General features: G+C 52.2%; 10 protein-coding genes and 3 pseudogenes. 9 read left to right on the top strand and 4 right to left on the bottom strand.

Going from position 1 to position 13,389, the window contains the following annotated elements:
• The first annotated feature begins 30 nt into the window (after positions 1-30).
• Complete coding sequence (gene rlmI / locus HA45_RS08965) at positions 31-1,221, top strand: 23S rRNA (cytosine(1962)-C(5))-methyltransferase RlmI (RefSeq protein WP_100702635.1); 1,191 nt, start codon at positions 31-33, stop codon at positions 1,219-1,221.
• Positions 1,222-1,279: 58 nt separating this feature from the next.
• A pseudogene (gene hspQ / locus HA45_RS08960) lies at positions 1,280-1,596 on the top strand (heat shock protein HspQ).
• Positions 1,597-1,628: 32 nt separating this feature from the next.
• Here hspQ and HA45_RS08955 read toward each other — a convergent pair.
• A complete protein-coding gene (locus HA45_RS08955; RefSeq protein ID WP_100702633.1) occupies positions 1,629-2,051 on the bottom strand; it encodes a CoA-binding protein in 423 nt (140 codons plus the stop codon).
• Positions 2,052-2,228: 177 nt separating this feature from the next.
• Here HA45_RS08955 and HA45_RS08950 point away from each other — a divergent pair, with 177 nt between their 5' ends.
• Both HA45_RS08950 and HA45_RS08945 read left to right on the top strand, forming a co-directional pair.
• Complete coding sequence (locus tag HA45_RS08950; RefSeq protein WP_100702632.1) at positions 2,229-2,855, top strand: YccT family protein; 627 nt, start codon at positions 2,229-2,231, stop codon at positions 2,853-2,855.
• Positions 2,856-2,923: 68 nt separating this feature from the next.
• Positions 2,924-3,385 carry a methylglyoxal synthase gene (locus HA45_RS08945; RefSeq protein ID WP_100702631.1) on the top strand — a complete coding sequence of 154 codons (462 nt, stop codon included), beginning with the start codon at positions 2,924-2,926 and terminating at the stop codon, positions 3,383-3,385.
• A gap of 3 nt (positions 3,386-3,388) precedes the next feature.
• On the opposite strand, the pseudogene helD reads toward HA45_RS08945, so the two are convergent.
• A pseudogene (helD, locus tag HA45_RS08940) lies at positions 3,389-5,442 on the bottom strand (DNA helicase IV).
• 123 nt (positions 5,443-5,565) lie between these two features.
• On the opposite strand from helD, the gene HA45_RS08935 reads away from it, so the two are divergent.
• The gene (locus tag HA45_RS08935) at positions 5,566-6,009 is read left to right on the top strand and encodes a YccF domain-containing protein (protein WP_100702629.1); all 444 of its coding nucleotides are present in this window, start codon (positions 5,566-5,568) and stop codon (positions 6,007-6,009) included.
• A gap of 12 nt (positions 6,010-6,021) precedes the next feature.
• On the top strand, positions 6,022-8,160 hold the full coding sequence (gene yccS / locus HA45_RS08930; RefSeq protein ID WP_100702628.1) for a YccS family putative transporter: 2,139 nt from the start codon (positions 6,022-6,024) through the stop codon (positions 8,158-8,160).
• Between the two features lie 2 nt (positions 8,161-8,162).
• On the opposite strand, the gene HA45_RS08925 is transcribed toward yccS, so the two are convergent.
• The gene (locus HA45_RS08925; protein WP_100702627.1) at positions 8,163-8,786 is read right to left on the bottom strand and encodes a TfoX/Sxy family DNA transformation protein; all 624 of its coding nucleotides are present in this window, start codon (positions 8,784-8,786) and stop codon (positions 8,163-8,165) included.
• 221 nt (positions 8,787-9,007) lie between these two features.
• On the opposite strand from HA45_RS08925, the gene sulA reads away from it, so the two are divergent.
• Entirely contained in the window at positions 9,008-9,499 is a 492-nt protein-coding gene (gene sulA / locus HA45_RS08920; RefSeq protein ID WP_100702626.1) for an SOS-induced cell division inhibitor SulA, read from the top strand.
• 348 nt (positions 9,500-9,847) lie between these two features.
• A complete protein-coding gene (gene ompA, locus HA45_RS08915) occupies positions 9,848-10,921 on the top strand; it encodes a porin OmpA (protein ID WP_100702625.1) in 1,074 nt (357 codons plus the stop codon).
• Between the two features lie 69 nt (positions 10,922-10,990).
• On the opposite strand, the gene matP is transcribed toward ompA, so the two are convergent.
• Positions 10,991-11,458, bottom strand: a complete 468-nt coding sequence (gene matP, locus HA45_RS08910) for a macrodomain Ter protein MatP (protein WP_143808500.1) — start codon at positions 11,456-11,458, stop codon at positions 10,991-10,993.
• A 53-nt stretch (positions 11,459-11,511) separates the two neighbouring features.
• On the opposite strand from matP, the pseudogene HA45_RS08905 reads away from it, so the two are divergent.
• Positions 11,512-13,373 (top strand): annotated as a pseudogene (locus HA45_RS08905) (AAA family ATPase).
• Positions 13,374-13,389: the final 16 nt, after the last annotated feature.

The raw sequence follows: 13,389 nt of genomic DNA, 5'->3' as shown, positions 1-13,389 counted from the left end.
GCCTCATTTTTTCAGGTAAGCATAGCAAACATGACCGTTCGATTGATTCTCGCAAAGGGACGTGAAAAATCCCTGCTCCGCCGCCATCCATGGGTATTCTCTGGTGCCGTTGCACGTATGGAAGGAAAAGCCCAGTCGGGTGAAACTATTGATGTCTGTGACAGCAATGGTAAATGGCTGGCCCGTGCCGCTTATTCACCTCAGTCACAAATTCGCGCGCGCGTCTGGAGTTGGAAGCAGGATGAGTCAATCGACATCGCCTTCTTTGTGCGTGCTTTTGAAAAAGCGCAGCAGTGGCGTGAGTGGCTGGCCCAGCGTGATGGGCTCGACAGTTATCGCCTGATTGCCGGTGAATCAGATGGCATGCCTGGCGTGACCATTGACCGCTTTGGCAACTTCATGGTGCTGCAACTGCTGTCTGCAGGCGCTGAGTATCAACGCCCAGCCATTCTTTCAGCTCTGCAACAGTGCTTCCCGGCTTGTGCGATTTACGATCGTTCCGATGTCGCCGTGCGTAAAAAAGAGGGACTGGAGCTGACGCAAGGTCCGGTGACCGGCGAGCTACCGCCGCCGTTACTGCCAATTACCGAACACGGCATGAAACTGCTGGTCGATATTCAGGATGGCCACAAAACCGGTTATTACCTTGACCAGCGTGACAGCCGTTTGGCCACGCGCCGCTATGCTGAAAACGCCCGCGTGCTGAACTGCTTCTCTTACACCGGTGGATTTGCCGTGTCGGCCTTAATGGGCGGCTGCAGTGAAGTGATCAGCGTGGATACTTCTCAGGATGCACTGGACGTGGCGAAACAGAACGTGGAGCTGAATAGCCTCGACCTGTCGCGCGCGCAGTTCGTACGTGATGATGTGTTCAAACTGCTGCGTCGCTATCGTGATAGCGGTGAAAAGTTTGACGTTATCGTGATGGACCCGCCGAAATTTGTTGAGAACAAGAACCAGCTGATGGGCGCCTGCCGCGGATATAAAGATATTAATATGCTGGCGATGCAGTTGCTGAATCCTAACGGCATCCTGCTTACGTTCTCATGTTCAGGGTTGATGGCTACCGATTTGTTCCAGAAAATCATCGCAGATGCCGCCTTAGATGCGGGCCGTGATGTACAATTTATTGAGCAGTTCCGTCAGGCAGCCGACCATCCAGTGATCGCCAGCTATCCTGAAGGGCTTTATCTGAAAGGCTTCGCCTGCCGCGTGCTGTGACTTGAAAATCTGTTCCCTGCCTCCATATTAGAGACAGGGCACAGTTTTGGGAGGCACAATGATTACCAGCAAATTTGGAATTGGACAGCAAGTCCGTCACCGTCTCTCCGGGGTGCTCGGCGTTATCGTGGATGTCGACCCGGAGTTTTCGCTCGATGAACCTGAGCAGGATGATGTTGCCGCCAGCGAAACGCTGCGCGCTGCTCCGTGGTATCACGTGGTAATGGAAGATGAAGAAGGCGATCAGGTGCACACCTACGTCGCAGAGATTCAGCTGGCGGGGAAACCTCATATGAGCATCCAGAACAACCTTCGATGGATGAACTCGCGGCTTCCATTCGGCAGCAGCTGCAGGCGCCAAGCCTGCGTCATTAATACAAACGGCGACTTCGGTCGCCGTTTTTGTTTCAGTGCGTTGAGGGTGTTAGACCCAGCCGCGGAATTTCAATTTTTGGGCAGCGATCCATCACCACCGTCATACCCGCATCGCGCGCGAGAACGGCTGCCTGTTCATTAATCACGCCTAACTGCAGCCACAATGTATCAGCACCAATGGCGATGGCTTCCTGCGCTACGCCCCACGCGGCCTCGGCATTGCGAAACACATCCACCATATCTACTTTGCCCGGAATGTCTGCCAACGTGGCATAGGCCGTCTGACCGAGCAACTGCTGTCCCGCCAGTTTTGGGCTTACCGGAATCACCTCGTATCCTTGCTCAAGCAAAAACTTCATCACGCCGTAGCTCGGGCGATCGGGGCGATCGCTGGCGCCGACCAACGCAATGCGCTTGGTTTTGCTTAACACATCACGAATTGTTTGATCATTCATGCATTTTCTCCTTGTTCACTCGCCTGAGTGTAGATGGCATTCACCTGAGTAGCGCAAATACTTCAAGCGAAAACCTTGCGCCTCAGCACGAATAAATATGTAAAAATGTAAATTTACTGCCATAATGTAATAATTTGCTACACATCACTGATTTATCCCCACCTTCCGGGAGTTGAAATGAAGCTGTCTTTGGCTGTTACGGGTTTACTCGTGTTGCTCGTATCGGCATCCTGCCATGCTATCACCCTCAAACTTGATCCTGAGATCGAGCTGCTGGTGTTGGATGGCCGCAAAATCTCGGGCTCGCTGCTGAAAGGCGCGGATAGCCTTGAGCTGGAGCGTGGACAGCATCAATTTCTGTTTCGCGTTGATAAGCCCTGCGCCGATGCCACCCATTTTCAATCGATACCGATGATCGTCACCTTCAATGCCAGTGCCACTTCGGTTGCCATTCGCCTGCCCGCCCTGAATAACCGACGTGAACGCAACACCTTCGATAAAGCGCTTAATTTTCAACTGATCGATGAACGGGGTAATGAAATCCTCAGTGTGCGTGACCGCTTACCGCAAGGAAGTGAAGGCAATTTAGAACAAGCCATGCTGAATTATAACCGCACCGCGCAGGCTGCCTCTGTTCCTCGTTTTGCTTTGCAACCCGTAAGCGCGCCGGATGCACAATTAAATCTTGATTTTGCCTGGCAAGATGCGAGCGACCTCCCCTCTTTACAGCGCTGGTTTCAACGTTTTGATGCGGCGACGCGCCAGCGATTTATCAGTTGGATGAAAACCTTACGCGCAAGTTGATAGTGAGGAAATGCCAGGGGTAAACTCGTGCCTTGATAATTAATGCATGAGAAGAAACAGGAAGCCCTATGGAGCAGACCGTTCGTACCCTTGAAGTTCAGAAACACATTGCCCTCGTTGCCCACGATCACTGCAAAGCCACCCTGCTGGAGTGGGTTAAAGCCAATCAAAACGCGCTGCAATCGCATATTCTTTACGCCACCGGCACCACCGGTAATCTGATTAACCGTCATACCGGATTAGAAGTGAACGCCATGTTGAGCGGCCCGATGGGTGGCGATCAACAAGTCGGGGCACTGATTTCAGAAGGCAAAATTGATGTGCTGTTTTTCTTCTGGGATCCCTTAAATGCGGTACCGCACGATCCCGATGTTAAGGCCCTGCTGCGTCTGGCCACCGTATGGAATATCCCGGTGGCGACCAATCGCGCCACCGCAGACTTTATTATTCAGGCTCCGATGTTTGCCCAGCAGTTCGAGATTCAGATACCCGATTATCAACGCTATCTTGCCGATCGCCTGAAAGCGTAGTGTTTAGGCCTTCCGGCTCTGCGGCACGCCCAATTCGCGGAAGTGTTCAACAAAATGGAAGGCCGTTCTTTATCAAACATCATCCACACTTGCTGACGCGCGCGGGTGATTGCCACGTAAGCTAACCGCCGCTCTTCCGCATCAGGAAAATCTTCCGGCTGAGGTAATAACCCCTCTTCCATAATCGATTCTCGCGCCTGAGCAGGAAAACCATCACGCCCTTCATGCAGCCCCAGCATAATAACAAAATCGGCCTGCTGCCCTTTGCTGGCATGGATGGTCATGAAATCGATGTGCAATTTTGGCCATCGCGTTTTGGCTTTTTTAAGGATGCCCGGACGTAAATGATGATAACGCGCCAGCAGCAGTACGCGTTCTTCCGGCTTCGCATAGCCACTCAATTTATCCAATAGCGGCTCCAACTGCTCCTGCGGCAGCAGCGTGATGGACTTTTTATTGCCCTTACTCAGGCTGTTAAGCGGTTTGCGCAGTTGATGTGGATTCTGCTGCACAAAGCGGTTGGCAATCTCACCAATGCGGTCGTTAAATCGATAGGTGGTATCCAGCACGCAGCGGTCGCCGTCACCAAAATAGTGATGGAAGGCGGTGGTCAGGCTCATTTCGGCACCGCTAAAGCGATAAATCGCCTGCCAGTCATCGCCCACCGCGAACAGGCTGGTACGTTTATTTTGCTGACGTAATGCTGTCAGTAACGCGGCGCGCTGTGGCGAGATATCCTGGAATTCATCGACGAGGATGTGCTTCCAAGGGCTGATAAAACGTCCTTTTTCGAGAATCGCAATCGCCTGATGGATCAGCCCAGAGAAGTCGACTGCGCCCTCTTCTTTCAACGCACTCTTCCAGGCTTTTAATAGCGGGGCCATCAGTTTGACGCGCTTGCTGAAGTTATCGCGAAAATCTTCTGGCACATCGGCAATCATTGCGGCCTGCGCACCGCCGTGCATGCGCATCAGCCCCAGCCAGCGCTCCATCCGGGAAGCCAGCCGTTGCGCCAGCTTGTCATCCTGCCAGAAGGGACCTTCGGCAACATCCCACGCTAACTCCTCCTGCAGCCACTGTCGCCAGCCGCTCGCCTGCGCTTTTTTGCTGTTGCACTGCTCACGCCAGGTGTCGATAAGCAGTGTGCGCCGCGCTTTGCTGTCACTCTCAAGCTTGCTGATCACTGGCTGCTTGTTACTGCCTTCGCGAATAATGTGCAACGCCAGTGCATGGAACGTACGCGCCTGAATGGCACTTTCACCTAAGCGCTGTTGAATGCGTTCGTTCATCTCTTCGGCAGCCTGGCGACCAAACGCCAGTAACAGGATTTGCTCTGGCTGCGCCAGCTTACGCTTTATCAACCATCCAGCCCGTGCCACCAGCACTGATGTTTTACCGCTTCCTGCGCCTGCCAGTACCAGCAGGACGTCTTCACCATTGACCACGGCTTCGCACTGGGAAGCATTGAGCGGTGTGGTTTCCACGTTAGAGAAGAACTCGTGATAATCCTTGATCACTTTCGCCGTCCATTCGCGGTTACGCTGACGAATAGCGATCTCACCCTGCTCCAGCCATTGCTGGCAAAACTGCCAGCGCGCGCGACAGTTTTCGAACTCGTTCATGCGTGATAGCGGCAGCGGTAAGGCGGAAAACTGACGGGTAATACTCTCTTTCACCGCAGCCAATTCACTGCGTTTCAACCAACGGTCTTGCTGCGTGAAGGCAACAATTTCTTGTTCGAGAGCGGTCAGGACTTGCGCACTCACTTCGCTCATCTCCTGGCTCCACTGCTGCCAGGCATGCTGCAAATAGTGGAAGAAACGCTGCGTTTCCTGCCATTCGGTGCCGTGCAAACGCACCACTTTCTCTTCGGGCAACTGGAATTCCAATTCACCCCACACCATGCCACGTTTACAGGTGATGCTGATTAATTGGTTGAACGGGATAAGATATTCGTGACGATCGCCACTGACTTCCACTCCGGCGGCCAGCAGCCGAACCCGATTATAGGGATGCTGAGCCAGACGTTTGCCCATTGATGTTGCTTTCAGTTCCATGTCCGCACCGTCATGTGGAATTCGATTATCGCGCAGTTTACCTGTCAGACCCTTGGCGCTCCAGCCTTAAAACACGCTAAACTGGGCGGCACATATTGCGGATTGCAAAAGGAAAATCGTGTTATGCGCACCGTACTGAATATTCTTAACTTCGTTCTCGGTGGTGTGTTCACCACCCTTAGCTGGCTGTTTGCCACACTGGTCAGCATTGTGCTGATATTTACTCTGCCTTTAACGCGATCCTGCTGGGAAATCACCAAACTTTCGCTGCTGCCTTTTGGCAATGAAGCGGTACATATTGATGTGCTGCGGCCCGACAGTAAAAGTCATGTCCTGAATGCCGGCGGAACCTTTCTCAATATTTTCTGGCTGGTATTCTTTGGCTGGTGGCTCTGTTTGATGCACATCTCTGCCGGCATTCTTCAATGCCTGACCATCATCGGTATTCCGGTGGGCATTGCTAACTTTAAAATTGCCGCCATTGCCCTCTGGCCCGTCGGACGCCGTGTGGTGTCGGTGGAAGAGGCCCAGGCTGCACGCGAAGTTAACGCTCGACGTCGCTACTGAGGCGGTTCACTGATGCTTATGAACGCTATGCCGGGATGGCGACGTTATCTGTTCAATAGCAGTCTGCGTTATTTACTGCGCATCTTCTTCTCACTGGCGGGCTGTGCCGCCGTGCCATGGTGGCTGCAGCAAATCGAGTGGACCATACCGTTAACACTTGGCGTGGTGGCGGCGGCGCTGGCCGATCTTGATGACCGATGGACTGGCCGCCTGCGCAATCTGATGATTACGCTGGTCTGTTTTTGCATTGCTTCGGTATCGGTTGAGTTGCTCTTTCCCTATCCGTGGGCCTTTGCTGTCGGTTTAGCGCTCTCTAGCTGGGGCTTCATTCTGCTTGGCGCATTGGGGCAGCGTTATGCCACCATCGCATTTGGTGCGTTGTTGATTGCCGTCTACACCATGTTGGGTATTGGATTGTTCCCCCAATGGTGGATGCAGCCCGCGCTGCTGCTGATTGGTGCCTTGTGGTACAACCTGCTGACATTCATCGGCCATTTGATCTTTCCTGTGCGGCCGGTACAGGAGCAACTGGCAGCCAGTTTCTCGCAATTAGCGAGTTATCTGGATGCCAAGGCCAATCTGTTCGATCCGGATGCGGGTGAACAGGATGATGCCAGTACCATTGCAACGGCGATGGTTAACAGCCAGTTAGTAGCACAACTGAATCAAACCAAAACTACCATTCAGAGCCGTTTACGCGGCGATCGTGGTTCACGCAGCACGCGTCGCAGCTTGCACTACTACTTTGTCGCTCAGGACATCCACGAGCGTGCCAGTTCATCGCATCTCCAGTATCACCTGTTACGCGACGACTGGCGCTACAATGAAGTGTTGTTCCGCTTTCAGCGCCTGTTGAATAAGCAGGCTCAGGCTTGTCGTAAGCTGGCTGAAAACATTTTGTTGCGACAGCCATGGCATCATGACAGCAGTTTTGAACGCACTTTTGCTCGACTGGAAACGGCGCTTGAACGCTTACAACACAATGACCCGCAAGACCCGCATATCCGTGCGCTGTTTTGGTTATTGCGTAATTTACGTGCGATTGATGCGCAACTGGCATCTATTGAGTCTGAGCAGGCCCTGGCTGAACCGGCGACCTCCGCCGATCATCATCTTTCACGTGAAGGTTTGAGCGGCTGGGCCGATATCCGGCTGAGATTAAGTCGTCATCTGAGTCCAGGTTCGGCACTGTTTCGCCATGCCGTGCGCATGTCGCTGGTGCTTTGCGTGGGGTATGCCTTCATACAGATTACCGGCCTGCATCGCGGCTACTGGATTTTGCTCACCAGCCTGTTTGTCTGTCAGCCCAACTACAATGCGACACGGCGTCGGCTTGCTCTCCGTATCGGCGGAACGGTCGTCGGTGTGGCCATCGGTTTGCCGGTATTGTGGTTAGTGCCTTCGATTGAAGGGCAGCTGATTTTGATCGTGCTGAGCGGTGTGCTGTTTTTTGCCTTCCGCCAGATTCAATATGCACAGGCAACGTTGTTTATCACCTTGTTGGTCCTGCTGTGTTTCAATCTGCTTGGCGAAGGCTTCGAAGTGGCTCTGCCGCGCATCGTTGACACGCTGCTCGGTTGTGGACTGGCCTGGATGGCAGTGGCATTTGTCTGGCCCGATTGGCGTTTTCGTAAGATCAGCGCGGTGGCAGATCGCACGTTGACAGCTAACTGTCGTTACCTCGATGCCATCATGGAGCAATATCATCAAGGCAAAGATAACCGCCTGACCTATCGTGTGGCGCGCCGCGATGCACATAATGCGGATGCGGAGCTGGCATCGGTGGTATCGAACATGAGCAGTGAGCTAAAGCTGCAGCAGCCGTTACGTGAAAACGCATTTCGGCTGCTGTGCCTCAATCACTCCTTCCTGAGCTATATCTCTGCGCTGGGTGCGCATCGTGAACAACTCACCGATCCTATCCTGCTGCAGGTGTTAGATGATGCCGTATGCTTCGTTGAAGATGTACTGCAAATTGAACGCGTTAGCGATGAGCAGGCATGCGCGATGCAGCAGCAAGTCTTGCAGCGGTTGAGTGAGATTAAAAACAGTCTGGAAGTGCAGGCGCCGCTGGTGATGCAGCAGTTGGGATTACTGATTGCCCTGCTGCCTGAAATTGCCCGCCTGCGCCGCACATTATCCAGTCATTAACGTTAAGCCTGCTCCACCGTGTTTGTGCGGTGGAGCGTCTTTACATACCACGCATAAAGCTCTTCCCTGATCGCCGTTGGCAATGCCGCCTGATGATGCCCGGAGATCGCCCCTTCCAGCGCCATTAAAGTTTTCAAACCGATGTGTTTATTAACCGCACGCAGTTTGAGCCAGCTTTGACGCGACCCCATTTCATACAACAACCGCACTGAACTGATCCCGACCTTATGTAGCATCATCTCCATACGCAGGCTGAGATTAGGCAAATCTTTTAAACGTAGCGTCACTGAGCGGGTGGCCAATTCTTGTTGAGCGGCGCGCAACGCACTGGCAGAAAGCTGCAAAAGCTGCTCTGAGTCCTGCCACAACGTGTCATCCACCTTGAAGTAATTGAGCTGCACAGGCATGCCGCGTTTGCGATACACCAGCGGCTCGAGGGTGCGTTGAGTGTGGTAAACCTGCAGCGCTTCACTGGCGCGCAGGTAGAGCGCGTCTTCATTGATGTAGGCAAAAATCACCTTTTCTACTGTGAGTGCGTAGCCTCCAAATTGCGTACGAGACTCGATCTTTCCTAACGGCGCTAACTGCGCTTTTGATTGTTTAACTAGCGGATTGTTGGTTTTCATTACAGCTCCTTTCCGTGAATTCTCATCCGAGAAAACTCCTTAAAACCCTGGATTTTCATCTGGTTAGAAGATAGAAAAAACCTATTAGCTGTTCAATGAATAAAAGCGTTTAGTGGATACGTTGTGCACAATTTGCGAGGTGTTTTCAGAAAATGAGGTTGATCTTTATCCAGGAAGACATTACTGTATATTCATACAGTTCATTACTGAGTGATTAAATTATGCGTACTCAATTCTCTGGCCTTGCTGATCGTTCTCAACGTTTTGCTTCTTCAAGCTTGACGCAGCCTTCTCTGGGTGGAATTACTGAACTGCGTTACAGCGAACAACCCGGTATGATGCAGTTGCTGCTCTTGCCAGTCTTAAAGCAGCTCAGTGAGCAATCTCGCTGGCAGTTGTGGTTAACACCGGCACACAAGATTAATCGTAGCTGGATGCAGCAGTCAGGTTTGCCGCTAGAGAAAAGTATGCATATCAACGAGTCTGAACGACTCAGTACGGTGGAAAGTATGGTCAAAGCGCTGCGCACTGGAAATTACAGTGTCGTATTGGCCTGGATTCCGTATGAATTGAATGATGAAGAGCGTTTTGAACTTGAATTGGCAGCGGCGGAAGGTGAGGCGTTGGGTTTGATTATGCGTCCTCAAGGTCATGATCGCGTCTTGTCCAGACAACCAAACTCGTCAAAAATTCCGTCAGATTTGTTTCATTAAGTAAAACCAGGAATTTTCTCACGCTTTTTTTTCTACTGGATGCTGCTAAGCCACTGATTCTTACACCGCCAGCTTTGACAATGGTTTAGCCGTATTTTCTCAATCAGTAAGCGAAGATTTTGCCATGTGATTTGTTAAAATGTGTGTATAAATCGCTGTTTTTTACTGACTGGCCTCACATCATACTTGTAACTTTCCAATCTCGTTGTAGACTTTATCTCGCCAGGGTGCTCAATAACCTCCGTTTTTTCGGTAGAGTCAAAAGCGAGCGTTCAGACCCGGCGAAGGATTAACACAAAGAGCAACCTTTTTGCTCATTGCCTATTTGGATGATAACGAGGCGCAAAAATGAAAAAGACAGCTATCGCAATTGCAGTGGCACTGGCTGGCTTCGCTACCGTAGCGCAGGCCGCACCGAAAGATAACACCTGGTACACCGGTGCTAAACTGGGCTGGTCTCAGTATCACGATACTGGTTACTACGGTAACGGTTACGCGAACAACGACGGTCCTACTCACGAATCACAGCTGGGCGCAGGTGCTTTCCTGGGCTATCAGGCTAACCCGTACCTGGGCTTCGAGCTGGGTTACGACTGGTTAGGCCGTATGCCTAACAAAGGCGACCAGGTAAATGGCGCATTCAAAGCACAGGGCGTTCAGCTGGCAGCTAAACTGAGCTACCCAATCACTGACGATCTGGACGTGTACACCCGTCTGGGCGGCATGGTATGGCGTGCAGACTCTAAGCAAGCTAACCTGAACACTGGCGACCGTATCAGCAACCATGACACCGGCGTTTCTCCGCTGGCTGCTGTTGGTGTTGAATACGCACTGACCAAGAACTGGGCAACTCGCCTGGACTACCAGTGGGTTAACAACATCGGTGACGCAGGTACCGTTGGTGCGCGTCCAGACAACAGCATGCTGAGCGTCGGCGTTTCTTACCGTTTCGGTCAGGATGAAGCAGCAGCACCAGTTGTTGCTCCAGCACCTGCTCCAGCGCCAGTTGTTGAAACCAAGCGTTTCACCCTGAAGTCTGACGTACTGTTCACCTTCAACAAAGCGACCCTGAAGCCAGAAGGCCAGCAGGCTCTGGATCAGCTGTACAGCCAGCTGAGCTCAATGGATCCTAAAGACGGTTCTGTTGTCGTACTGGGCTTCACTGACCGCATCGGTTCAGAGCAGTACAACCAGAAACTGTCTGAGAAACGTGCTCAGTCTGTAGTGGATTACCTGGTATCTAAAGGTATCCCTTCTAACAAGATCTCTGCACGCGGTATGGGCAAATCTAACCCAGTTACTGGCAACACCTGTGACAGCGTGAAAGGCCGTAATGCCCTGATCGACTGCCTGGCGCCAGACCGTCGCGTTGAAATCGACGTGAAAGGTATCAAAGACGTTGTAACTCAGCCACAGGCTTAAGTTATCACGCAGTAAAAAACCCCGCTTCGGCGGGGTTTTTTTTATCTCTTTAAACAGCTAAAAATAACGTTACTCGTTTTCCGAACCACCTTTCCCCAGAATCGCCTGCAAGTCTTGCTTGAGGGTCGACATCTGGCTGGCATACTTCTCTTTGCGCTCTGCATCTTCAATTAACTGCACAATGGTTTCTGACAGCGTATTGCTGCGGCGCTGTGCTAATCCGGCCAGTCGTTGCCACACCAGATATTCCAAATCGATGGATTTCTTGCGCGTATGCTGATGTTCAGCATTGAAGTGGCGCTTGCGCCGGGCACGAATAGTCTGCTTGAGGCGATTCTCGAGGTCCGGATGAATATGCTGAGCAATCCATTCCGCCACCTCCACAGGGCTATTTTCCATTGCCAGCAATGAATCGACTGCGACCTGCGCAGCACTAAGTTCAAGATGACGGGTGATCAATTCACCCTCCCGATGCTTTTTCACCAGGTATTTCCACTTCCATCCACTTTCAAGATTTTCGAGTTGCTGGTATTTCATCGGAATCTCATCGTGATCACGTAACAAACTAAGAATAACAGCTTTTTTCCCGGATGCAGCAAGGAAAAACATGTTGCGGTCATCACATTTCGGGCTGGAACTCCGCAGTGCTTAACCAGGTCGATTCCTGTATAATCGCGCTTTTCCTAAATAAGACTAATGCGAATATTTTGACCAGCACTCAAATTACGTGGCAAGCCCTGCAGCCGGATAGCATCCGCTACCAATCCATTTTTTCAAACGTCTCACTGGAAGATAGCGATAGTCTTGCCGCGGTTCAGCCGCGTCTGCTGAATGCGCTGGCGCATTTGCATCATCAAACTCTTGGCTTTCCTCTGCTGCTGTTGCGCAGTCAGGAAAACAGCGATTATCTCGCCTGCATCGCAGAAGCTGCACAGCGCTTCCAGCCAGAAGAGAGCGTTCTGTACGGCGGTGACTACCATGTGATGGGCGATACCGTCAGCCTGATGCCACCCAGCGATGCTAATCGCCCGTTCACCAGCCAGGGCGGCGTCCACTTCGCCGACTGGATTGAGTCTGAACAGCTGTTTGGTTGCGTTCGCCAATATAAAGATCGCATCCAACCCGAACCCGGTCTGATTCATCAAGCCAATGGTGGCACGTTAATCCTCTCAGTCAGCACCTTGCTGGCTCAGCCGCTGCTGTGGCTGCGCCTGCGTAAGTGCATCGAACAAGGTCGCTTTGACTGGTACTCGCAAGACGAGCGTCAGCCGCTACCGGTGGCGATCCCTTCTCTTCCACTGCAACTGCGTCTGATTTTGTGCGGAGAACGTGATGCGTTGGCCAGCTTCCAGGAGCTGGATGCAGAAGTGCATGAAATGGCACTCTACAGTGAGTTCGAAGAGAACCTACAGATCAACGATGAAGAGGATATGACCTTTTGGTGCCAGTGGACGCTCACTCAGGCAGAACAAGCCGGTCTGGAGCATCCTGAAGCCGATTTCTGGCCATTGTTGATCACAGAAGCCGTCCGCTTCACCGGTGACCAGGACACGCTGCCGCTCTGCCCACGCTGGTTACGCCGTCAATTGCAGGAAACCGCACTGCACGGTGACAATATCAATGCCGAAGCGTTGAAAGAAGCGCTGGAAGCACGCGAGTGGCGCGAGAGCTATCTTGCCGATCGTATGCGCGATGAAATTCTGCTCAATCAAATTATGATTGAAACCGATGGTGAAGTGGTGGGACAGATCAATGGTCTGTCTGTGGTGGAATTCCCTGGCCATCCACGTCCATGGGGCGAGCCGTCACGTATTACCTGTGTGGTCCATCCCGGTGATGGCGAGTTCACCGATGTTGAGCGTAAAGCCGAACTGGGCGGCAACATTCATGCGAAAGGCATGATGATTATGCAGGCCTATCTGATTGCCGAGCTGGAGCTGGAGCAGCAACTGCCCTTCTCTGCCTCGTTGGTGTTTGAGCAATCCTATTCCGAAGTGGATGGTGATAGCGCCTCGCTGGCCGAACTGTGCGCACTCATCAGCGCATTGGCGAATCAGCCTTTAAGCCAACACATTGCCGTGACAGGTCAGTGGATCAGTTTGGAAATGTGCAACCGGTCGGCGGTTTGAATGAAAAAATCGAAGGCTTCTTCCACATTTGCCAGTCACGCGAACTGACAGGGAAACAAGGCGTCATTCTGCCCGCCAGCAACGTGCGCCATTTAAGCCTGAGCGAAGCCGTGGTTGATGCGGTAAAACAGGAGCAGTTCCACATCTGGGCGATTGAAAGCGTGGATGAAGCCTTGCCCTTGCTGACGGGAATTGCGTGGCAAACCGAAAGCGGTGAGTCGCTACTGACGATGATTCAGGATCGCATTACCCAGCTCAATCAGCAGGAAATCCGTCATCGTCCATGGCCATTCCGTTGGCTCAACTGGTTCAACCACAGCTGATTGATTTGCTCAGCGT

Origin of the sequence: Pantoea rodasii (genome assembly GCF_002095465.1) — a bacterium.
Classification (GTDB): domain Bacteria; phylum Pseudomonadota; class Gammaproteobacteria; order Enterobacterales; family Enterobacteriaceae; genus Pantoea; species Pantoea rodasii.
This window is presented reverse-complemented; position numbering and strand designations above follow the sequence as displayed.

Excerpts from the sequence above, each read along its gene's own strand:
- rlmI (WP_100702635.1), top strand. The coding sequence starts at position 31 with ATGACCGTTCGATTGATTCTCGCAAAGGGACGTGAAAAATCCCTGCTC.
- HA45_RS08955 (WP_100702633.1), bottom strand. The coding sequence starts at position 2,051 with ATGAATGATCAAACAATTCGTGATGTGTTAAGCAAAACCAAGCGCATT.
- HA45_RS08950 (WP_100702632.1), top strand. The coding sequence starts at position 2,229 with ATGAAGCTGTCTTTGGCTGTTACGGGTTTACTCGTGTTGCTCGTATCG.
- HA45_RS08945 (WP_100702631.1), top strand. The coding sequence starts at position 2,924 with ATGGAGCAGACCGTTCGTACCCTTGAAGTTCAGAAACACATTGCCCTC.
- HA45_RS08935 (WP_100702629.1), top strand. The coding sequence starts at position 5,566 with ATGCGCACCGTACTGAATATTCTTAACTTCGTTCTCGGTGGTGTGTTC.
- yccS (WP_100702628.1), top strand. The coding sequence starts at position 6,022 with ATGCTTATGAACGCTATGCCGGGATGGCGACGTTATCTGTTCAATAGC.
- HA45_RS08925 (WP_100702627.1), bottom strand. The coding sequence starts at position 8,786 with ATGAAAACCAACAATCCGCTAGTTAAACAATCAAAAGCGCAGTTAGCG.
- sulA (WP_100702626.1), top strand. The coding sequence starts at position 9,008 with ATGCGTACTCAATTCTCTGGCCTTGCTGATCGTTCTCAACGTTTTGCT.
- ompA (WP_100702625.1), top strand. The coding sequence starts at position 9,848 with ATGAAAAAGACAGCTATCGCAATTGCAGTGGCACTGGCTGGCTTCGCT.
- matP (WP_143808500.1), bottom strand. The coding sequence starts at position 11,458 with ATGAAATACCAGCAACTCGAAAATCTTGAAAGTGGATGGAAGTGGAAA.